This is a genomic window from Streptomyces sp. TRD_SC_5 (assembly GCF_056836825.1).
This window is the reverse complement of the sequence record NZ_JBWZZS010000001.1, coordinates 5,924,827-5,944,370: the sequence shown is the minus strand read 5'-3', so window position 1 is coordinate 5,944,370 and position 19,544 is coordinate 5,924,827. Positions and strand designations below refer to the sequence as shown.

Below are 19,544 nucleotides of genomic sequence, written 5' to 3'. Positions count from 1 at the left end.
CCTACAGAACTCCTCAAGCCAGGCACCCTTCTCGGGCTCCCTCCCCCGGCCCCCAAGGCGGTCCTCAAGGGCGGCCCGAGCGCGGCGGACCACACTGCCCGGCATGTCCACACTTCAGCGCCGCGCGCTCAACCGCGCCCTGGCAGAACGCCAGTTGCTGCTGCGGCGCCATGAAATGACCGCCGCCGAAGCGGTCGGCCATCTGGTCGGCATGCAGGCGCAGGCACCGGATCCTCCGTACATCGGGCTGTGGACCCGGCTGGCGCGGTTCCGGCACGAGGAGCTGGCCGGTCTCCTGACGGAGCGGAAAGCGGTACGCCTCGCCCTGCTGCGTGCCACCGTCCATCTGGTCACCGCCGAGGACTGCCTGACCCTGCGTCCGCTGCTCCAGCCGGCCTTCGACCGGGACCTGCGCGGAGCGACCCGGTATGCCGCGGCGTCCGAGGGCCTGGCGCCCGAGCTGCTGCGGGAGGCCGGGCGCGCCGCGCTGGCGGACGGGCCGCTCACCCCGGCGGAGCTCGGGGCCGCGCTCGGCCGCAGCCGGCCGGAGCGGGACCCGGCCGGGCTGGCGTACGCGGTGCGCAATCTGCTGCCGGTGGTGCAGGTGCCGCCGCGCGGTGTCTGGGGCGAGGGGGGCCGGACCCGGTACGCGGCCGCCGAGTCCTGGCTCGGCCGGCCGATCGGGACGACACCGTCCCGGGCGGCGCTGGACACGATGGTGACCCGCTATCTGCGGGCCTACGGCCCGGCGTCCGTCAAGGACGTGCAGACCTGGTCCGGACTGACCCGGCTGCGCGAGGTCGTGGACCGGCTCCGGCCGAGGCTGCGGACGTTCCGCGACGAGCGAGGGGGCGAGCTCTTCGACGTACCGGACGGCCCGTTGCCGGACGCGGACACGCCGGCGCCGGTGCGGTTCCTGCCGGAGTTCGACAACATCCTGCTGTCGCACGCCGACCGGGCCCGCGTCCTCGGCGATCTGCCCCGGTCGGCGGTCTTCACCCGTAACGGGATCATCCGCGCCACCGTACTGGTCGACGGCTTCGTCCGGGCCACCTGGACCGTCGTGCGCGAGCGCGACGGGGCCACGCTCCGCGTCGAGCCGTTCGCGCCACTGTCCCGGGCCGATCAGGACGCCGTGACCGAGGAGGGCGTACGGCTGCTGGCGTTCGCCGCAGCCGGCTCCGCCACGCACGACGTCCGATTCGCGTACGGCGGCCCCGTCCCCGCGTGACCGGCACGTCCCCCCAACGAGGTTCCTTCGACGAAAGAGGCAATCCGTCATGACCGACCAGCCGTTCGACGGCCGTACCGTCGTCGTCACCGGAGGCGGCACCGGCATCGGCCGCGCGACCGCCCTCGCCTTCGCCGGCCTGGGCGCGGCCACCGTGATCGTCACGGGCCGCCGCAAGGACAGGCTCGACGCTGCCCCGGCAACTCCGGTCTACTCGGCGAACAAGGCCGCCCTGCACAGCTTCACCTGGAGCTGGGCCGCGGAGCTGTCGGGCCGGGGCATCCGGGCCAACGCGGTCGCCCCCGGTTTCGTATCGCACGCACCGATGCGTACGCCGCGAACGGGCTGAGCCCGGAGCAGGTCGAGGGCCTGTTCGCGGGAGTCGTGCAGGTCATCCCGCTCAGCCGCGTCGCGAACGCCGAGGACATCGCGCCGTGGATCACCCTGCTCGCGGACCTGGCGAACGGCCTGGTGCTGACCGATCTGCGCCTGCGGCCGACCCGGCTCCGTCGTCGAATTCCTCGACATCATCGTCCCGTTGACCGATCCCGAGGACTACGAGCGGTACGCCGCACACGGCGTGGGCCGGGGGTCGTTCGTCACGGCCCTACTGGGCAACGGGACGTCGCCGGCCAGCTGACCGGAGCAGTACTGCGAGCTGCTCGGCGGCCACAGTTCCACGGAGGAACGCCAGGGCGTCGGCGCCGACCTGGCGGGCCTGTGGGAGCTGCCCGTCGAAGGCTGGTGACCTCCGGGGGCACGAAGGGCGGGGCCCGGTCTCCTGGAGAACGGGCCCCGCTCTGGTGTGTCTGTGTGTGCCGACGGGCTGCGGCGGGATCAGCTCGGGCGGAGCGCCCGTCCGGCGGTCAGCCCGAGGTTGCGGTGGATGTCGACGGCCGCGGTCGACCGGTTGAGGGTGATGTAGTGCAGGCCGGGCGCCCCCTCGGCGAGAAGTCGGTCGGCCATCGCGGTGGCATGGTCGACCCCGATACGGTGCGCGGCGGCCGGGTCGTGCCTGGCCGCTTCCAGCCGGTGGGCCAGGTCCTCGGGGAAGGCCGCGTCGCACAGCTCGGCGAAGCGGCGGATCTGCCGGGCGTCGGTGGCCGGCATGATCTCCGGGATGATCGGGGTGTCGCAGCCGGCGGCCGCCACCCGGTCGCGCAGCCGCAGATAGTCCTCCGGATCGAAGAACATCTGGGTGATGGCGTAGTCGGCGCCCGCCCGGCACTTGGCGACGAAGTGCCGAATGTCGTCCTCCCAGTCCACCGAGCGCGGATGCAGCTCCGGAAAGGCGGCCACCCCCACGGTGAAGCTGCCGCAGCTCCGGACGAGACCGAGCAACTGAGCCGCGTAGGTCAGCCCTTGAGGGTGCGGGAGCCAGGGCCCGCGGGGGTCGCCGGGCGGGTCGCCGCGAAGAGCGAGTACGTCGCGGATGCCGGCGTCCGCGTACCGGGCGACGATGTGCCGCAGTTCGGCGACGGAGTGGCCGACGGCGGTGAGATGGGCGACGGGCCGCAGGGTCGTCTCGGCCGCGATCCGCTGCGTGATCTCGACGGTCCGGTCGCGGGACGAACCGCCGGCGCCGTACGTGACGGAAACGAACGTGGGCGAGAGGGCCTCGACGCGGCGGATCGCGTCCCACAGGGTGCGTTCACCGGCGGCCGTCCTGGGCGGGAAGAACTCGAAGGAGAAGGATCGCTGCCCTGTGGCCAAGGCGTCGCGCAGCGTCGGCACGGATGACATGAGGGCTCTTCCTGATCAGCGGGTGGCAGGGGCGGGTGGCGGTCAACGGCGTTGAAGTAGTTCGCCCCCCGGGTGGTGGACGACGATCGCGTCCCCGTCGACTGCTCGGGGTGGCGCTGGACTCCTCGGGCAGCTCGACCCCGATCCGTTCGGGCCGCAGCAGCTCGGCGAGCTTGGCCCGGTCCTCCAAGTCGGGGCCGACGGGGTAGCCGAGGGAGTAGCGACAGCCCTGGTACTCGGTGCGCAGCAATCCGCCATATCCATCGCCCGCCGCGCCCGACCGCACGATGTCCGGCCGGGTCACGTTCAAGACCTCGTTGCAGCCCTCCATCTGCTCGAAATCCTCCAGACTCGGGTCCTGCGCCTGGAGCATCGTGCCCATCGCCCCATCAGCCACCACCACCCGAGTTGCGAGCGCCTCACGCAGGACCGCGACCCGCGCGGGCGCGTCGGCCGCGCTCACGGTGTTCCTTCCCCGAGCCATGGTGCGAACGCAGCGGCGTCGGCCGCCCCGTACACCGCCGTGATGTCGGCGAGCAGTGCGCCAGGCCGCACCTCGTACTCCTGCGGGCCGACGGCCGCGAGCACCGTGGTGGCCAGCGCGCAGCCCAGCTGGGCCGCCGCCTCGGACGGGAGCCCGCGGCCGATCGCGGCCAGGAAGCCCGCCCGGAACGCGTCACCGACTCCGGTCGGGTCAACGCTCTCGCGTGCCGGTACGGCCGGCACCAGCCGCGGGTCCTCTCCGGCCCGTTCGATGCGCGCGCCGTCGGCGCCGAGTGTGGTCACCCAGGTGCCGACCCTGCCGAGTACGTCGGCGCGCTGCCATCCGGTGTGCTCCAGGAGCAGTGCTGCTTCGTACTCGTTGGTGAAGAGCCAGCGTGCGCCGTCCACGAGCTGTTCGATCTGCGGGCCCGTCAGTGTGGCGAGTTGCTGCGACGGGTCGGCGGCGAACGGGATGCCCAGTTCACGGCAGTCCTCGGTGTGCCGGACCATCGCCTCCGGATCGTTGGGCGAGACGAGGACCAGGTCGAGCGCGTCGGCGTGCTCGACGATCCGCTCGATGCGGATCTCCCGGGCCTCGCTCATGGCGCCCGGATAGAAGGCCGCGATCTGGTTCATGTCCCGGTCGGTCATGCACATGAAGCGCGCGCTCTGCCGGGTGGCGGAGACGTGGACGGCGTCCGTGTCGACGCCGTGCTCCTTGAGCCGTACCCGGTACTCGGCGAAGTCGTCACCGACCGCACCGACCAGGACCGGAGCGAGACCGAACCCGCCGAGCCCGTACGCGATGTTGGCGGCGGCTCCGCCCCGCCGGACTTCGAGACCGTCGACGAGGAAGGAGAGCGAGATCTTGCTCAGGCTGTCGGCCAGCAGCTGGTCGGTGAAGCTGCCGGGGAAGGCCATCAGATGGTCGGTGGCGATGGAACCGGTGACGGCGACGCGCATGTCAGACCCCCGCTGCCTTCTTCAGGGCCTCGACCCGGTCGGTGCGCTCCCAGGTGAAGTCGGGGAGCTCGCGGCCGAAGTGGCCGTACGCCGCGGTCTGGGCGTAGATGGGCCGGAGCAGGTCGAGGTCGCGGATGATCGCGGCCGGACGGAGGTCGAAGACGTCCGTGATGGCCTTCTCGATGCGTTCGGCGGGTACGAGCTCCGTCCCGAAGGTCTCGACGAACAGGCCGACCGGCGCCGCCTTGCCGATCGCGTACGCGACCTGGACCTCGCAGCGGCGGGCGAGACCGGCGGCGACGACGTTCTTGGCGACCCAGCGCATCGCGTACGCCGCCGAGCGGTCGACCTTGGACGGGTCCTTGCCGGAGAAGGCGCCGCCGCCGTGGCGGGCCATGCCGCCGTACGTGTCGATGATGATCTTGCGGCCCGTCAGGCCCGCGTCGCCCATCGGGCCACCGACCTCGAAACGCCCGGTCGGGTTGACCAGGAGACGGTAGCCCTCGGTCTCCAGCTTGATGCCGTCGGCGGCGAGCTGCGCCAGGACGTGCTCGACGACGAACTCGCGGATGTCGGGGGCGAGCAGCGAGTCCAGGTCGATGTCCGACGCGTGCTGCGAGGAGACGACGACCGTGTCGAGGCGGACGGCCTTGTCGCCGTCGTACTCGATGGTGACCTGCGTCTTGCCGTCGGGCCGCAGATACGGCACGGTCCCGTTCTTGCGGACCTCGGCCAGCCGGCGCGCGAGCCGGTGCGCCAGGTGGATCGGCAGCGGCATCAGCTCGGGCGTCTCGTCGCAGGCGTAACCGAACATCAGGCCCTGGTCGCCCGCGCCCTGTGCGTCGAGGTCGTCGGCGGACTCGCCACCGACCCGTTTCTCGTAGGCCGTGTCGACGCCCTGCGCGATGTCCGGCGACTGCGAGCCGATGGACACCGAGACACCGCACGAAGCGCCGTCGAAGCCCTTGGCCGAGGAGTCGTAGCCGATCTCGAGGATCTTGTCGCGGACGAGGGACGCGATCGGCGCGTACGCCTTGGTCGTCACCTCTCCCGCCAGGTGCACGAGGCCGGTGGTGATCACGGTCTCCACGGCGACGCGGGAGGTGGGGTCCTCGCGCAGCAGTGCGTCGAGGACGGTGTCGCTGATCTGGTCGGCGATCTTGTCGGGGTGGCCCTCGGTCACGGACTCCGAGGTGAACAGACGGCGGGACATACGCACTCCCTGGGATAGGTGGTCCGGTGGTCCGGTGCGTGCCGATCTGACGGACGCGTCAGTAGCGGTAGTGGTCGGGCTTGTACGGGCCTTCGGCATCGACGCCGATGTACGCGGCCTGCTCGGGGCGCAGCGTCGTCAGCTTCACGCCGAGCGCGTCGAGGTGGAGGCGGGCGACCTTCTCGTCCAGGTGCTTCGGCAGCACGTAGACATCGGTCGGGTACTGCTCCGGCTTCGTGAAGAGCTCGATCTGGGCCAGCGTCTGGTCGGCGAAGGAGTTCGACATGACGAAGGAGGGGTGGCCTGTCGCGTTTCCGAGGTTCAGCAGTCGGCCCTCGGACAGCACGATGACGACCTTGCCGTCGGGGAACTTCCAGGTGTGGACCTGCGGCTTGACCTCGTCCTTGACGATCCCCGGGACCTTCGCCAGGCCCGCCATGTCGATCTCGTTGTCGAAGTGGCCGATGTTCCCGACGATCGCCTGGTGCTTCATCCTGGCCATGTCCGAGGCCATGATGATGTCCTTGTTGCCGGTCGTGGTGACGAAAATGTCCGCGGTCTCCACCACGTCGTCGAGCGTTGCCACCTGGTAGCCGTCCATCGCCGCCTGCAGCGCGCAGATCGGGTCGATCTCCGTCACGATCACCCGCGCGCCCTGGCCGCGCAGCGACTCCGCGCAGCCCTTGCCCACGTCGCCGTAACCGAAGACGACCGCGACCTTGCCGCCGATCAGCACGTCCGTCGCCCGGTTGATGCCGTCGATCAGGGAGTGGCGGCAGCCGTACTTGTTGTCGAACTTCGACTTCGTCACGGCGTCGTTCACGTTGATCGCCGGGAAGAGCAGAGCCCCGTCGCGGTGCATCTCGTACAGGCGGTGGACACCCGTGGTGGTCTCCTCCGTCACACCACGGATCCCGGCCGCGAGCGCCGGCCAGTCCAGGCTGCTGCTTCGCAACAGCTCCAGTACGACACGGAGTTCGTCGTTGTCGGCCGTCGACGGGTCCGGGACCTCGCCCGCCTTCCGGTACTCGACGCCCTTGTGGACGAGGAGGGTGGCGTCACCGCCGTCGTCGAGGATCATGTTGGGGCCGAACACAGCCGGGCCGCCGGTGGCGGTGTCCGGCCAGGTCAGGGCCTGCTCCGTGCACCACCAGTACTCCTCCAGCGTCTCGCCCTTCCAGGCGAAGACCGGAATCCCGGCGGCGGCGATCGCTGCGGCCGCGTGGTCCTGGGTGGAGTAGATGTTGCAGGACGCCCAGCGGACGTCGGCGCCCAGGGCGACCAGCGTCTCGATGAGGACGGCCGTCTGTACGGTCATGTGCAGCGAGCCGGTGACCCTGGCGCCGGCCAGCGGCTGCCGCTGCGCGTACTCGCGGCGGATCGACATCAGCCCGGGCATCTCGTGCTCGGCCAGCGTGATCTCCTTGCGGCCGAATTCTGCGAGGGAGAGATCAGCGACTTTGAAGTCCTTGAAGTCCTGGTGCTCGGCGGCTGTCGTCATGCTCGGTCGCTCTCCTGTACGTCGTGGTGTACGTCGTTGTCCGCCGGGATGTCCGGCCTCTCTTCAGGCGGCGGCCAGCGTCTCCGTGTCGCCTCGAGGGCCTCTGGACCCACTCCGGGCCGGTCGTCGGGCGGGTACGGCGAGCGCGGCGAGCAGTCCCGCCAGCACGAACAGGGCCGCTCCGACCAGGGCCGTCCCGTAGCCGGAGGCGAGCGCCTGCGGCACTGTGCCTCCCTCGTCGAGCTCCGTCTGCGCCCGTGCGGCGGACAGGGTCGCCAGGCTCACCAGTCCGATGGCGCTGCCGAGTTGGCGCGTGGTGTTGAGCAGCCCGGAGGCCAGGCCGGCCTGCTCGGGCGGCAGCCCCGATGTGGCGGCGTTCGTGGTGGCGTTCAGTACGGCGCCCATGCCGAAGCCCAGCAGCAGCGTGGGGCCCAGTACATCGGCGGTGAAGCCGGAGTGCTCGTCGACCCGGGAGAGCCACAGCAGGCCGGTGGCGGACATGGCCAGGCCGGTGACGAGCACCGGGCGCGGGCCGGTGCGGGTCACCAGTGACGACGCGCCCCAGCCGCCGAACGCGATGCCCAGTGTCAGTGGGAGATAGGACACGCCCGTACGCATCGGGCTGTAGCCCAGGACCTGTTGGAGGATCAGCGTGAAGAAGTAGAAGGTGCTGAACAGCGCGGCGATGCTGAAGAAGGCGACGAGGTTGGCGCTGCTCACTCCCCGGTTGCGGAAGATGGCCGGCGGCACGAGCGGTGAGGTCGCGAACTTCGCCTGGATGAGGGCGAAGAGCGTCAGCAGGACGGCTCCGGCGGCCAGGCCGCCCAGGACGCGGGGCGAGCCCCAGCCGTACGTGTGGGACTCGGCGATCCCGTACGCCAGCGCCATCAGCCCGCCGGTCACGGTGACCGCGCCGGGCACGTCCAGGCCGCGGCGGCTCGCCGACCGGCCAGGTGTCTCGGGGACCACCCCGCGTACGAGCGCCAGCAGCAGCAGTCCGATGGGCACGTTCACCAGGAGGATCCAGCGCCAGGAGAACCACTCGGTGATCAGTCCGCCGACCAGGACGCCGACCGCCCCGGCGGCGCCGGAGACCATGCTCCACAGTCCGAACGCCTTCGCCCGGGCGGCGGGGTCGGTGAAGGTGGTGCCCAGGACGGTGAGGGTGGCGGGGGTCATGACGGCCGCGCCGAGCCCTTGGAAGGCGCGGGCGAGTACGAGGGTGAGGGGGTCGTCGGCCAGGCCGCCCACGCTGCTCGCGAGGGTGAACAGGGCGACTCCCGCCAGGAAGACCCGGCGTTGCCCGAACAGGTCGGCGAGCCTGCCGCCGAGCAGCAGGAAGCCGCACACGGTGATCGTGTAGGCGTTGTTCACCCAGCTCAGACCGGTGGCGGCGAAGCCCAGGTCGGCGCCGATCACCGGCAGGGCCACGTTCACGACCGAGGCGTCGAGCACGTTCATGAACTGGCCCAGGCAGCACGCGACGAGGATCAGCCGCAGGCGTCGTCCGCCGGTCTCGGCGGCGGCGTGGGATGGGCGCACAGTCTCAGCGGTCATGCGGGGACGCTCGGGGTCGGGGATCGACGCCCGGTCGCGGGCGGGTCGAGCGGGGGCGCCACGGTGCCCCGGTGGCGGACGCGTTTCGAGGGCAGATCGGACAAGGCCGGGGAAGGCCCGTCAGCGCACAGCGATGTCGTATCCGGTGGTGTCCTCGACGAGGAACGGCAGCAGCCGTGCCGCCTCCTCGGCCACCGCGGCCCCGTCCGCCTTCGACAGCGCCCGGAACGGCGCGATCCACAGCCGGGACTCCTCCAGGGCCCAGGTCCCGCGCACGAATCCGTCGACGAGGAAGGTGGGCAGCACCCGCGCCTGCCCGGGCATCACCAGCTTCCGGTCCTCGTCGCTGATGACCCGTGTCCGGTCGGCGTGGCCGAGGAGGATGTTGTCGTACGCCGGCAGGAAACGCACCGGGGCCGCCGCGTCGGCGTCGGCGAGGGAGGCGTCCGGCCGGTCGAAGAGCTCGGCGCCCTGCTCGTCGTGGAGCACCCGCAGCCGGGCGCCCATCCCGGCGAGCACCTCGCGCAGGCGCGTCAGCCCGGACCACGCCTGCATGTCCTTGACGCTCGCGGGCCCGAAAGCCGCCAGGTAGCGGTCGATCAGCGTCTCGACGGACGCCGGCCCGGGGGGCCGCCCGGTCCAGGCCTCGGCCAGGGCGATCGGCATCGCGCCCCGGGTCCCCCACGTACCCCAGGTGCCGCCCGGCGTCGGATGCACCAGCGGGACCCGCAACTCCACCGCGCCCGCCAGTACGGCGCCCTTGTGGCCGGGGCGGCGCTCGGCGAGCGTCCGGCTCAGCTCACGCCGTGGCAGGGTCCGGTCGCCGACGATGCCCCGGCCGAGGGAGGCGAGTTCACCGAGGTCCAGGTCGGCCGTCTCCTTGGCGTAGTACGCGGCACGCAGTGTGCGCTCCAGTACCGGCTGGACGGTGGGCCGCAGCCAGCCGAAGTCGTCGGTGGCCACCAGATGCTGCGTACAGCGCAGCACGGTCGAGCGCACCACCCGCCGGCCGTTCAGCAGCGCGGTCAGCTCGTCGTGGGTGAAGCTCTCCATGCGCGTCCACAGGCCAACGTAAGGCCAGTTGGGCTCCTGGCTCTGTACGGCGACGAGGTGCCGTACGACGTCGAGGGCGGTGCGGGCACTGCGGTCCGACAGCAACTGGCGGTCGAGCAGCGTCCTGTTGAGGACGCGGCGGGAGATCGAAGGCATATCCGTCATTGTCCACACCCCGACTCGAGTGACGATCGAGTTCCCGGCCGCACCCTGCCCGCGTTCCTCGGCAGCGTTTACCAGCTCGCCTCGATACGGACCTTCCAGTCGGCCGGGCTTCTCCCTTGTGCCAGGGGAGTTCATCGGCCGGCACGGCGTGCCGCAGGTCGGGGAAGCGGCGTACGAGACCTTCGAGGGCGATCTCCATCTCCATGCGGCCGAGTGTGCTTGCCCAGGCAGTGGTGCAGGCTGTGGCCGAAGGAGATGTGCGGGTTGCGCGCCCGGGGCAGGTCGTTGGACCAGCCGGGGCCTCCCGCCGCCTCACCCCGTGCTCGTGCGGCGTACGACCGGTCCTACGCCGTGACTCATGCCGCGGCGTGCAGGGTCTTACCCGTCGCACGTCGAAGGACATGCTCGTCCGGCCACCCGGCCGGGCAGCCGGCAACGGAGGACCACATGGCTGTGAACGAGTCAGGCCGTACGGAGCCCGCAAGAACGGTCCGCGCATCCTGAAGCCGAGCCGGGAGGGCTACGCGGAACGCCCGGCCGAGGGGAACCCGGCCGAGCGTTGGTGGCGTACGAACAAACCAGTGAGAGAAGCCGCAGCTCAGAAGAGCCCGGCGAACCGCTCCAGCGTCTCCCCCGGGCTCGGCCCGTCCAGCGCCCGGAAGATCCGCTCGGCGCCCTCACCGTGCTTGTGCAGCTTGATGTGCGCCAGCTCCACAACGGTGCCACCCTGCGCGTCCGGTACGAACGACACGTCGATCTCACTCGCGCGCTCGTCGTCCGGGATGGACTGCCAGTTGCCGTCGAGCCGCCAGGTCATCACCAGCCGGCGCCCCGGCTCCCACTCCAGGATGCGCCCCCAGGTGATCTCGTTGCCCTCCACGTCCCACTCGTAGTAGCGCCCGCCCACGCCACCCTCGAAGGCCAGGCCCGCCCGCTCCTTCTTGAGCAGGACATGCGACGGCGGCCACCAGTCGGCGGGCCGCTGGGTGAACACCTCGAAGCTCTGCTCGGGCGTGGCCGGCACTGCCACGGACTTCCGTACGTCCGCAATCGTCTGCTCCGACACGGGGCCTCCTCGCTCACATCACGTTGTCCGGTCCCGCCCACCCTCTCGCCACCTGCTCAACCCTTCGTCGACGGCGGCTCGAACGGCGCCTCTTCGAGGCGGAGTCCAGCGGAGCGCAAGGCCCGGTGGTCACGGTCGATCCCACTTTGACGACGACCGACAGGAGAGCTCAATGACCAAGACGGGACGACGGGTCGCTTTCGTCACCGGTGCGACCAGCGGGATCGGCCTCGCCGTGACCGAGCTGCTGGCCCGGCAGGGTATCGCCGTGTTCGGCGTCGCACGGGGCGAGGAGGACGTGCGCACGCTGGTGAAGCGGCTGCGCGCGGAGGGGCTTGAGGTCTCCGGCACGGTCTGCGACGTCACTTCGGTGACGCAGATCGGTGCCGCGGTACGGGAGGCGGTGGCCGCCTACGGGCGGATCGACATCCTCGTCAACAACGCGGGGCGCGGTGGCGGCGGGGTGACCGCCGAGATCGAGGACTCCCTGTGGGACGACGTGATCGAGACCAACCTGAACAGTACGTTCCGCGTCACCCGTGAGGTGCTGTCCACCGGCCTGATGCGGGACGGCGAGTGGGGCCGGATCATCAGCATCGCCTCCACCGGCGGCAAGCAGGGCGTCGAGCTGGCCGCGCCGTACTCCGCGTCCAAGCACGGGGTCATCGGCTTCACCAAGGCCGTGGGCAAGGAGCTCGCCCGTACCGGCATCACGGTCAACGCGGTCTGCCCCGGTTACGTGGAGACCCCGATGGCCCAGCGCGTCAGGCAGGGTTACGCCGCTCACTACGGCGTCAGCGAGGAAGAGATCCAGGAGCAGTTCAACGCGAAGATCCCGCTCGGCCGCTACTCGAAGCCCGAGGAGGTGGCGGGGCTGGTCGGCTACCTCGTCTCCGACGTGGCGGCATCGATCACCGCACAGGCGCTCAACGTCTGCGGCGGGCTGGGCAATTACTGATGCCGACAGAGACAAAGGTCCACACCATGACCGAATCTGCCATCGGATCCGCCACCGCACTGCTCGCCGAGCCGGACGCGGGTGTGTTCCGCGCGGCCATGGGCCGCTTTCCCACGGGTGTCACGCTGCTCACCGTGGGCACCGGCGACAGCACGCATGTGATCACGCTGAACAGCCTGACCTCGGTGTCCCTGGACCCGCTGCTCGTTCTGGTCTCCGTCAAGACGGACGGCCGGATGCGCCCGCGGGTCGTACGGGCCGGCAGTTTCGCCGTCAATGTGCTGGGCCTGCGGCACCAGAGCCTGGCCCAGGCGTTCTGCCGTCCCGACCGGGAGGCCGGCGTGGAAGCGATGCGGCTCCTCGGCGCGGTCGAGGGAGGCACCGGCAACGCGGTCGTGCCCACGGCTGAGGCGTCCTTGAAGTGCGTGCTGCACGCGGAGTACGCGGCCGGGGACCACACCCTGCTGGTCGGCCGCGTGGTGGCGCTCACCGTCGCCGACGGCGCCCCGGAGCCGCTCGTGTTCCACCAGGGTGGCTTCACCCGGCTGCCCCTCGACCGGGCGGAGGCGGGCTCATGACGGCCCCTGCCGCCCCGCTGCCCGCCGCGCCCGCCGCGCCGGGCACGCTGCGGCCGGTGGCGGCCGGCGTGCACGCCTTCGTCCAGCCGGACGGCGGCTGGTGCCTCAACAACGCGGGCCTGATCGTCGGTTCGGACCGCAGCGTCCTGGTCGATACGGCGGCGACCGAGGCCCGCACCACGCACCTGCGGAAGGAGGTCGAACGGCTCGTACCGGACGGCCCGGACTACGTGGTCAACACGCACTTCCACGGCGACCACACCTTCGGCAACGGGCAGTTCGCGCCGCGCTCGGTGATCGTCGCGCACGAGGGGTGCCGCAGCGACATCGCGGAGGCGGGGCTGGGACTGCGCCAACTGTGGCCGGACGTCGAGTGGGGCGAGACACCGCTGACGCTGCCCTCGCTCACGTTCCGCGACTCGCTCACGGTGCACGCGGGGGACGTAAGCGTTCACCTGCTGTCCGTCGGGCCCGCGCACACCGCCGACGACGTGGTCGTGTGGGTACCCGAGCGCTCGGTCCTGTTCACCGGCGATGTGGTGTGGTCCGGCGTCACACCGTACGTCCTGATGGGGTCGATCACGGGTTCGCTGCGGGCGCTGGACCGGCTGCGGGCGCTCGGGGCCACGACGGTCGTGCCGGGTCACGGCCCGGTGGGCGGCACCGAGTTGATCGACGCGACCGACGCGTACCTGCGATGGGTTCAACGGCTGGCCGAGGACGGCGTACGACGCGGGATCAGTCCGCTCCGCGCGGCGGAGGGTGCGGAGATGGGCGAGTTCGCCACGCTCGTCGACTCGGAGCGTCTCGTCGGCAACCTGCACCGTGCCTACGCCGAACTGGACGGGCTGGCCCCGGGGGCGCGCATCGACGTACTGACGTCCTTCAAGGAGATGGTCGCCCACCACGGCGGACTGCCCGCCTGCCATGCCTGACACGCGCACGACAGACGACGAGAGGAGCCGTCCATGACGGAGACCCAGCTGAACCGGCCCGTGGAGGACGCCCCACCGACGACCGCCCCCGCACCCGAGCCCGCTTGGCCGGGGGTGCTGCTCCTGGCAGGCGACCCGGACGACGGCAGCGAGCCGCACATCTGCCGTGGCATCGACTGACCTCCCCCAGTCGTCGTCCGGCACCACAGCCCCCGTGCACGAACCCGGTCGGGTTCGTGCACGGGGGCTGTGGTGCGCCGCGATCAGGAAGCGGCGGGCGGGTCGGCCGGTGTGTCGCGGTGGATGACCCGCGACCTGGTGAGCAGCCGGCCGTCGACCCGGACCAGCACGTCGTCGACGGTGAACGTCGGCTGGAAGGTGACGTTGCCCTCGCGGTCGGTCTGGGTCACGAGGGTGTAGTACGAGACCCGCAGAGCATCCGCGTCCGCTCCGTCGGCCTCGATCAACACGTGGTCGAACCAGTGGCGTACGGCGATGTCCCGGTAGCGCGGCAGACTTGCCCGCATCCCGGCGACCATCTCTGCTTTTCCGCTCTGGCGCTGACCACCGGCGTGCACGACTTCACCGTCCTCGGTGAAGGTGTCCGCGAATCCCTCGATGTCGAGGGCGTCGACCCGGCGCATCTGCTGGGCGTAGAAGGTCAGGACCTCGGCGTGGACATCCCCGGTAATCTGGTACCGGAGTGCCCCGACCGGCTGAGGCATGGCAACTCCTCTCGCGGCGCCGCCCTCGTGGCCGCGCGACTGCGCCCCACCCTGACGAATCCTCCTGCAGCCCCACTGGAGACCGGCCGGACCGCAGGCTTCAGCGGGTGTCTGATACGCCGGGGCCGGCCAAGGAGGGCAGCGGGTTGCCGCACCCGCCGCAGTACCGGGCTTCGCGATCCTCCGCGATACGGCCACAGTCGGGGCACACGCGGTGCAGCAGGCAGGGCGCCTCGCCGCCTTCCTCCTCCGCCTCGCCCGCCGGATCGTCCGGACCGCGCAGTCGCCGCAGCGGCTCGGCGGCCCACGAGGTCACGAGGTCACGAGGTCACGAGGTCACGACCCCCAGGGACTTGTGCCGTTCCATCTCCGACGTGACGGGGTGCTTGCAGACCGGAGCCTTCAGGCCAGTGCCTTGTCCCGCCAGCGGACGAAGAGCCTCTCCGCGTCGCCGCTGTACGACCACGGGATCCGGGTCGCCCGGTTGTCCAGGAGCCGGAAAACGACGGTCGCCTCCCCTTCCATCCCCGCGTGGACCAGACCGTGTGCCAGGTAGTTGAGGTCGGCGACGTCCTGTGCCTGCGGGACGGTCCGGTGGCTGATCCACTTCTCCAGCGCCGTACGCAGGTCCCAGCGTGCCCGGTCCCCGTTCCAGTGGAAGGTGAGCCCGATCGCCGTCCGGCCCTCGGCCTCCGTCTGGAAGCGGTACTGCTCCGCCCGCGCCACCTGCGGCAGGATCGCGAGCGCCGAGCCGGCCGGAGCGTACGACGCGGCCTCCCAGGCGAAGTTGTTCGCCTCGCCGTGCGAGCCGTGCCAGCGGGCGGAGAGGTAGCGCAGCGCCTGGTGGTGCCCTTCGCGGTGGTGCAGGTCCCGGTCCCTGAGTTCCTTCCACCACTGGCCCATGTACGGGTCGCCGCCTTCGTACAGCCTGCCGAGCGCCACCAGCGAGACGTACGGGTGCGGGTCCTCGGGGGCCAGATCGGAGGCCTGGAGACACATGCGGGCCGCCCGGTCCAGGCTTTCCTTCCCGGGCAGCGTCCCGGTGCGCGCCCCGGCGAACATCCGCATCACCTCGGTCTCCGCACGCAGCACGGCCGCGTCCGGATTCGCCGGGTCGGAGGCCTGCCAGACGTCCACGGTGCGCCGGTTCGCGGCCGCGTCGGCGAGCAGGCGCAGGCGGTGCGCGCGCCGGTCCCAGTCGTCGCGGGGGCGCTCGGCGAGCAGGTCGCGGGCTCCCTCCCAGCGGCCCATCACCATGTCCTGGCAGCCCTCCGCGAGGGCTCGGTCACCGAACGCCTGGTCGTAGAGCGGTGCTCCGGAACGGCGGCGCAGCCAGGCTGCCATGGGTGGATTCCTTCTCTGGTCGGGCGCGGGTATGGAGCGGGGTACGTCAGAAGTCCGTGAGGATCTCGTCCCGGCGCCGGGCGGCCGCGGGCGCCGGCTCCGCGCCCTGCCCTCCGTAGAACTCGTCCGCCGCGTCCGCCTGCTCGGGGTCCAGCGGCCTCGGCCGGTAGTACGAGCTGCCCTGGAACCAGGACAGGAGCATCGGCACCAGGCCCAGGACCAGGGCGCCCAGACCGATGGCGAGGGCGCTGCCGCTCAGCTCCGGGAGCGACCTGGCGAAGATCCACAGCATGAAGAGCGCTCCGCCGAGCGGCCACAGGCCGATGAAGAGCAGATTGCCCACGGACCTCAGCAGCACCCTGCGGTACGCCACGACGACCGAGAGCCCGGCCAGCGCGTAGTAGAACGCGATGTGCAGGCCGATTCCGCTCACCGCGTCCCTGACGAACTGCGCACCGGTGCCCGCCGTGGCCGAGACCGTGATGAGCAGCAGCGCGACGAGCGCCACCGCCGCCGTGGCCACCCAGGGCGTCTGCCACTCCCGGTGGGTGCGGGAGAACACGGCGGGCACCGTGCGGTCGCGGCCCATGGCGAAGAGCGTCCGGGTGGCCTGGAGGAGGGTCGTCTCCAGTGTGGCGATCATGGAGAGCATCACGGCCAGTACGAGCAGCCTCCCGCCCCAGCCCGGCCAGACGGCCTCACCCAGTACGGAGAGGAATCCCGTCGGATTGTCCCGTACGGCCTGCGAGCCGATGAGCACATTGGTGGCAATGGTGAAGACCACGAAGACGACCAGGGCCACCAGTACGCCGACGATCCCGCCCAGGCCGAAGGTGCGGCGACTGTTGCGGGTCTCCTCGCTGAGGTTGCTGGTCACGTCCCAGCCCCAGTAGCTGACGCCCGCGATGAGCGCCCCCGCCACGAAGGTGTGCGACTCGTCGAAGTGGCTGAAGCCGAACCAGGAGAACGAGAAGTCGGCGGCGTTCCCGTCCTTGGCCAGGGCGAGACCTGCGAAGAGGAGCAGCAGTGCGAGCTGCGTACCGGTGAGGACGGTCCTGGCGTGCGGGCTGATGCGGGCGCCGAGCGCGGTGACGGTCGCCATGAGCAGGAACCAGCCGACGCCCACGGCGGTGGCCAGTGCGGTGCGTCCGGCCAGCTCGGGGTCGATGAGCGCGAGTGTGGCCGTGCCCGCGGGCAGTGTGGCGGAGACGAGGAAGACGGTCGTCGCCACCACCAGCGCCCAGCCGCTGAGGAATCCGAGGAAGGGGTGGAGCGCGCGGGCCACCCAGGTGTACGTGGCTCCGGCGTTGACTTCGAGCCGCCCCAGGTGCCGGAAGGCCAGCGCGATGCCGATCATCGGGATGGCGCAGTACAGGAGCACCGCCGGGCTGGCGACGCCGACGGCGAGCACCAGCGCGGGGATCGTCGCCGCGACCGTGTAGGCCGGGCCGCAGCCGGCGACCGCCATGACGACGGAGTCGAACGTGCCCAGGGCGCCCGCCCGCAGGCCGCCCCCCTCGGAGCCGGGCCTCTTGCTCAACGGTTGCGCCTTTCCGGTGATGTACGTGAGATGCCTGCCTCGGGCAGAAGACAGATCTTGCACATGGTCACCGGACCAACACAAGGGGTTGAGTGCGGATTCTTTCTGAAATCCAAGATCGTACAGCGGTAAACATCCTTCAAGCCGGACTAGACCTACGGATTTCGTTGCCCAGGCTCTTTGCCGAGCATTTCGGTCACCCAGCCGTGAAACACCCCGATGTGGTGCTCCGCCGGAACGAGGACACCGCCCTTGCGGTACGCCCGCGAGGCCATCGCCGGCTGGGTCCGTTCGCAGGCGTCGAAATCCTGGACGTTCACGCGGTGGAACAGCTCCACGGACTTGTCCAGGTCCGCCCCCGACGTGACGACCCCCGGGGCGTACAGCCAGTCGCACTCCACCACCGTGCGGTCCTCGGCCAGCGGGAACATCCGGTGGACGATCACATGGTCCGGCACCAGGTTCACAAAGACCTGCGGCCTGATCGTGACCGCGAAATAGCGGCGGTCCTGCGCGTCGGTGATGCCCGGCAGTCTGCCGAAGCCCGCGCTGCCGTCGACAGTGAAGCCCTGCGCCTCCTCACTGAACTCCGCGCCGTGCCCCACGTAGTACTGAGCAGCCAGACCGTCCGCGAACTCCGGTAGTACGTCGGTGAGTTCGGGGTGGATCGTCGCGCAGTGGTAGCACTCCATGAAGTTCTCGACGATCAGCTTCCAGTTGGCCGCGACGTCGTAACTGACGCGCCGCCCCAGGGTCAGGCCCTCGGTCTCGTACCGCTCGACCGTCACCGTGTCGCCGAGCCGCTCCACGACGTCGCCGATGACGGTGTCCTCGAAGGACGGCGGCTCGTCGGCGAGGCAGATCCAGGCGTAGCCGAGCCATTCCCGCAGCGCGACCTTCACCAGGCCGTATTCCGTCCGGTCGACGTCGGGCATCCTCTGGAGGTTCGGGGCGGCGACGAGTGTGCCGTCGAGGCCGTACGTCCAGGCGTGGTACGGGCATTGGAGGTTACGCCGCACCTGCCCCGCGCTCTCGGTGCACAGCCGCGCCCCGCGATGGCGGCAGACGTTGAGGAAGGCCCGCAGTTCGCCGCCGCGGGTACGCGTGACGAGTACGCTCTCCCGGCCCGCCTGGACCGTACGGAAAGCTCCCGGACGGTCGAGATCGGCGCTGCGCACGGCGCAGAACCAGAGCGACTCGAAGATCCGCTCCTGTTCGCTGCGGAAGATCTCCGGGTCGGTGTAGAAGTGGCCGGGCAGGGTGGCGATCAGGCTGGCGGCGGCGGTGGTGGTCATGAGGGAGCTGCCTCTCGGCTCAGGCGATGGGCGCGGCGGTGAGCCGGCGGGGGTCGAAGAGCTCGATGGGGTGCTTGGTCTCGCCGGTGAGCGCCAGGTCGGCGACGATCTCGCCGACCACGGGTACGAACTTGAAGCCGTGCCCGGAGAATCCGCAGGCGACGGTGACGCGATCGGTGTACGCCGGGTGCCGGGCGATCACGAAGTGCTCGTCGGGGGTGTTGGAGTACATGCAGGTCGCGGCCTTGAGGAAGGCGCCGGGCAGGTCGGGGATGTGCCGGGACATGCGCCCCGCCATGGCCGCCACTTCCTCCTCGTGCACCGTCCGCTCGATGGTCTCCGGGGTGCAGACGGTGCCCTTGCGGAAGAACGCCACCTTGGCGCCGAGCGACGGGCCGTCGATCGACGGGAAGCCGTAGACCTGCACCCCGTCCGCGTCCTCCCAGATGTAGACCGGGTGGTTCTCGGGAAGGAAGGGCTCGACGCCGCCGGTGGGCTGGAACCAGTACATGACCTGCCGCTCGATGGTGAACGGCACCCCGATGTCGGTGAGCAACTGCGGCGCCCACGCGCCGGGGCAGATGACCAGGTGCCCCGCCGTGTACGTGTCCTCCGCCGTGTGCACGCGAACGCCCCGGCCGCCTTCGAGGGCCTCCCAGCGCGTCATGGGCTCCTGGAAGTGCAGGTCGGCGCCGGACCGGGTCGCGAGCTGGACGTGGGCGACGACGGTGTTCTCGGGGCGGACGAGTCCGGCCCGCTCCTCGTACAGCGCCACCTCGTCGTCGCGGGGGGTGAGCGTGGGGAAGCGCCGGCGCATTTCGGCCGCGTCGAGCATTTCGTGGGGCAGGTCCCACTGCCGGGCGGAGAGCAGCGAGCCCGCGACGGTGCGGGACTCGGGGCGGCCGACCATGACGCCGCCGCACAGGGTCACGACGGTGCGCCCGGTGTCGCGCTCCAGCCGCTCGTACAGCTCGTACGAGCGCAGGAGGAGCGGTACGTAGGCCGGGTCCTCGAAGTACGACTGCCGGGTGATGCGCGAACCGCCGTGGCTGGAGCCCTTGTTGTGGACCGGGCCGAACTTCTCCAGGCCCAGCACACGGGCGCCGCGCGCGGCGAGGTGGTGGGCGGCGGCGCTGCCCATGCCGCCGAGGCCGACGACGATCACGTCAAAGGTGGGTGGCATCTCGCGAGACC

Annotated in this window: 20 protein-coding genes and 1 pseudogene; 6 read left to right on the top strand and 15 right to left on the bottom strand. The window is 70.9% G+C overall.

The window, feature by feature from the left end; genetic code table 11:
* Positions 1–103 precede the first annotated feature (103 nt).
* Positions 104–1,231: a winged helix DNA-binding domain-containing protein gene (locus AC1P0E_RS27260; protein WP_482744750.1), complete on the top strand. Its 1,128-nt coding sequence runs from the start codon at positions 104–106 to the stop codon at positions 1,229–1,231.
* A gap of 49 nt (positions 1,232–1,280) precedes the next feature.
* A complete protein-coding gene (locus AC1P0E_RS27255; RefSeq protein ID WP_482744749.1) occupies positions 1,281–1,580 on the top strand; it encodes an SDR family NAD(P)-dependent oxidoreductase in 300 nt (99 codons plus the stop codon).
* A 488-nt stretch (positions 1,581–2,068) separates the two neighbouring features.
* Here the strand turns inward: AC1P0E_RS27255 and metF are convergent, their stop codons facing one another.
* The 9 genes and pseudogenes from metF to AC1P0E_RS27210 form a co-directional block, all read right to left on the bottom strand.
* A complete protein-coding gene (gene metF / locus AC1P0E_RS27250) occupies positions 2,069–2,974 on the bottom strand; it encodes a methylenetetrahydrofolate reductase [NAD(P)H] (protein ID WP_482744748.1) in 906 nt (301 codons plus the stop codon).
* A complete protein-coding gene (locus AC1P0E_RS27245) occupies positions 2,883–3,260 on the bottom strand; it encodes a vitamin B12 dependent-methionine synthase activation domain-containing protein (protein ID WP_482745915.1) in 378 nt (125 codons plus the stop codon). The genes metF and AC1P0E_RS27245 overlap by 92 nt, the downstream gene beginning before the upstream one ends.
* Positions 3,252–3,458 (bottom strand): annotated as a pseudogene (locus tag AC1P0E_RS27240) (homocysteine S-methyltransferase family protein); the annotation flags it as partial. The gene AC1P0E_RS27245 and the pseudogene AC1P0E_RS27240, both read right to left, overlap by 9 nt.
* Positions 3,434–4,420, bottom strand: a complete 987-nt coding sequence (locus AC1P0E_RS27235; protein WP_482744747.1) for a carbohydrate kinase family protein — start codon at positions 4,418–4,420, stop codon at positions 3,434–3,436. The pseudogene AC1P0E_RS27240 and the gene AC1P0E_RS27235, both read right to left, overlap by 25 nt.
* Before the next feature lies 1 nt (position 4,421).
* The gene (gene metK / locus AC1P0E_RS27230) at positions 4,422–5,633 is read right to left on the bottom strand and encodes a methionine adenosyltransferase (protein ID WP_482744746.1); all 1,212 of its coding nucleotides are present in this window, start codon (positions 5,631–5,633) and stop codon (positions 4,422–4,424) included.
* A 58-nt stretch (positions 5,634–5,691) separates the two neighbouring features.
* The gene (gene ahcY, locus AC1P0E_RS27225) at positions 5,692–7,134 is read right to left on the bottom strand and encodes an adenosylhomocysteinase (RefSeq protein ID WP_482744745.1); all 1,443 of its coding nucleotides are present in this window, start codon (positions 7,132–7,134) and stop codon (positions 5,692–5,694) included.
* Positions 7,135–7,197: 63 nt separating this feature from the next.
* A complete protein-coding gene (locus tag AC1P0E_RS27220) occupies positions 7,198–8,691 on the bottom strand; it encodes an MFS transporter (RefSeq protein ID WP_482744744.1) in 1,494 nt (497 codons plus the stop codon).
* Between the two features lie 120 nt (positions 8,692–8,811).
* The gene (locus AC1P0E_RS27215) at positions 8,812–9,900 is read right to left on the bottom strand and encodes a winged helix DNA-binding domain-containing protein (RefSeq protein WP_482744743.1); all 1,089 of its coding nucleotides are present in this window, start codon (positions 9,898–9,900) and stop codon (positions 8,812–8,814) included.
* 607 nt (positions 9,901–10,507) lie between these two features.
* Positions 10,508–10,975, bottom strand: a complete 468-nt coding sequence (locus tag AC1P0E_RS27210; protein WP_482744742.1) for an SRPBCC domain-containing protein — start codon at positions 10,973–10,975, stop codon at positions 10,508–10,510.
* A 172-nt stretch (positions 10,976–11,147) separates the two neighbouring features.
* Here AC1P0E_RS27210 and AC1P0E_RS27205 point away from each other — a divergent pair, with 172 nt between their 5' ends.
* Genes AC1P0E_RS27205 through AC1P0E_RS27190 form a run of 4 tightly spaced genes read left to right on the top strand, consistent with a single transcriptional unit; the run spans position 11,148 to position 13,626 of the window.
* Positions 11,148–11,933: an SDR family NAD(P)-dependent oxidoreductase gene (locus AC1P0E_RS27205; protein ID WP_482744741.1), complete on the top strand. Its 786-nt coding sequence runs from the start codon at positions 11,148–11,150 to the stop codon at positions 11,931–11,933.
* 26 nt (positions 11,934–11,959) lie between these two features.
* On the top strand, positions 11,960–12,511 hold the full coding sequence (locus tag AC1P0E_RS27200; protein ID WP_482744740.1) for a flavin reductase family protein: 552 nt from the start codon (positions 11,960–11,962) through the stop codon (positions 12,509–12,511).
* Positions 12,508–13,446 carry an MBL fold metallo-hydrolase gene (locus AC1P0E_RS27195; RefSeq protein WP_482744739.1) on the top strand — a complete coding sequence of 313 codons (939 nt, stop codon included), beginning with the start codon at positions 12,508–12,510 and terminating at the stop codon, positions 13,444–13,446. Before AC1P0E_RS27200 ends, AC1P0E_RS27195 begins: the two co-directional genes overlap by 4 nt.
* Before the next feature lie 33 nt (positions 13,447–13,479).
* Positions 13,480–13,626, top strand: a complete 147-nt coding sequence (locus tag AC1P0E_RS27190; RefSeq protein WP_482744738.1) for a hypothetical protein — start codon at positions 13,480–13,482, stop codon at positions 13,624–13,626.
* Positions 13,627–13,709: 83 nt separating this feature from the next.
* Here AC1P0E_RS27190 and AC1P0E_RS27185 read toward each other — a convergent pair whose 3' ends face one another.
* From AC1P0E_RS27185 to solA, 6 genes are all read right to left on the bottom strand, one after another.
* A complete protein-coding gene (locus AC1P0E_RS27185; RefSeq protein ID WP_482744737.1) occupies positions 13,710–14,171 on the bottom strand; it encodes a nuclear transport factor 2 family protein in 462 nt (153 codons plus the stop codon).
* Between the two features lie 100 nt (positions 14,172–14,271).
* Entirely contained in the window at positions 14,272–14,487 is a 216-nt protein-coding gene (locus AC1P0E_RS27180; protein WP_482744736.1) for a hypothetical protein, read from the bottom strand.
* A gap of 86 nt (positions 14,488–14,573) precedes the next feature.
* Positions 14,574–15,515 carry a hypothetical protein gene (locus AC1P0E_RS27175; protein WP_482744735.1) on the bottom strand — a complete coding sequence of 314 codons (942 nt, stop codon included), beginning with the start codon at positions 15,513–15,515 and terminating at the stop codon, positions 14,574–14,576.
* A 46-nt stretch (positions 15,516–15,561) separates the two neighbouring features.
* Positions 15,562–17,055 (bottom strand): APC family permease, encoded by a 1,494-nt coding sequence (locus tag AC1P0E_RS27170; protein ID WP_482744734.1) that lies wholly within the window; start codon positions 17,053–17,055, stop codon positions 15,562–15,564.
* A 155-nt stretch (positions 17,056–17,210) separates the two neighbouring features.
* A complete protein-coding gene (locus AC1P0E_RS27165; RefSeq protein WP_482744733.1) occupies positions 17,211–18,350 on the bottom strand; it encodes an aromatic ring-hydroxylating oxygenase subunit alpha in 1,140 nt (379 codons plus the stop codon).
* A gap of 19 nt (positions 18,351–18,369) precedes the next feature.
* Positions 18,370–19,533, bottom strand: a complete 1,164-nt coding sequence (gene solA / locus AC1P0E_RS27160; protein WP_482744732.1) for an N-methyl-L-tryptophan oxidase — start codon at positions 19,531–19,533, stop codon at positions 18,370–18,372.
* Positions 19,534–19,544: the final 11 nt, after the last annotated feature.

What these genes read in the sequence shown, in the direction of transcription:
- AC1P0E_RS27220 (WP_482744744.1), bottom strand. Translation starts at nt 8,691, where the DNA reads ATGACCGCTGAGACTGTGCGCCCATCCCACGCCGCCGCCGAGACCGGC.
- AC1P0E_RS27190 (WP_482744738.1), top strand. Translation starts at nt 13,480, where the DNA reads ATGACGGAGACCCAGCTGAACCGGCCCGTGGAGGACGCCCCACCGACG.
- ahcY (WP_482744745.1), bottom strand. Translation starts at nt 7,134, where the DNA reads ATGACGACAGCCGCCGAGCACCAGGACTTCAAGGACTTCAAAGTCGCT.
- solA (WP_482744732.1), bottom strand. Translation starts at nt 19,533, where the DNA reads ATGCCACCCACCTTTGACGTGATCGTCGTCGGCCTCGGCGGCATGGGC.
- AC1P0E_RS27215 (WP_482744743.1), bottom strand. Translation starts at nt 9,900, where the DNA reads ATGCCTTCGATCTCCCGCCGCGTCCTCAACAGGACGCTGCTCGACCGC.
- AC1P0E_RS27255 (WP_482744749.1), top strand. Translation starts at nt 1,281, where the DNA reads ATGACCGACCAGCCGTTCGACGGCCGTACCGTCGTCGTCACCGGAGGC.
- metK (WP_482744746.1), bottom strand. Translation starts at nt 5,633, where the DNA reads ATGTCCCGCCGTCTGTTCACCTCGGAGTCCGTGACCGAGGGCCACCCC.
- metF (WP_482744748.1), bottom strand. Translation starts at nt 2,974, where the DNA reads ATGTCATCCGTGCCGACGCTGCGCGACGCCTTGGCCACAGGGCAGCGA.
- AC1P0E_RS27200 (WP_482744740.1), top strand. Translation starts at nt 11,960, where the DNA reads ATGACCGAATCTGCCATCGGATCCGCCACCGCACTGCTCGCCGAGCCG.
- AC1P0E_RS27165 (WP_482744733.1), bottom strand. Translation starts at nt 18,350, where the DNA reads ATGACCACCACCGCCGCCGCCAGCCTGATCGCCACCCTGCCCGGCCAC.
- AC1P0E_RS27195 (WP_482744739.1), top strand. Translation starts at nt 12,508, where the DNA reads ATGACGGCCCCTGCCGCCCCGCTGCCCGCCGCGCCCGCCGCGCCGGGC.
- AC1P0E_RS27175 (WP_482744735.1), bottom strand. Translation starts at nt 15,515, where the DNA reads ATGGCAGCCTGGCTGCGCCGCCGTTCCGGAGCACCGCTCTACGACCAG.
- AC1P0E_RS27235 (WP_482744747.1), bottom strand. Translation starts at nt 4,420, where the DNA reads ATGCGCGTCGCCGTCACCGGTTCCATCGCCACCGACCATCTGATGGCC.
- AC1P0E_RS27205 (WP_482744741.1), top strand. Translation starts at nt 11,148, where the DNA reads ATGACCAAGACGGGACGACGGGTCGCTTTCGTCACCGGTGCGACCAGC.
- AC1P0E_RS27260 (WP_482744750.1), top strand. Translation starts at nt 104, where the DNA reads ATGTCCACACTTCAGCGCCGCGCGCTCAACCGCGCCCTGGCAGAACGC.
- AC1P0E_RS27185 (WP_482744737.1), bottom strand. Translation starts at nt 14,171, where the DNA reads ATGCCTCAGCCGGTCGGGGCACTCCGGTACCAGATTACCGGGGATGTC.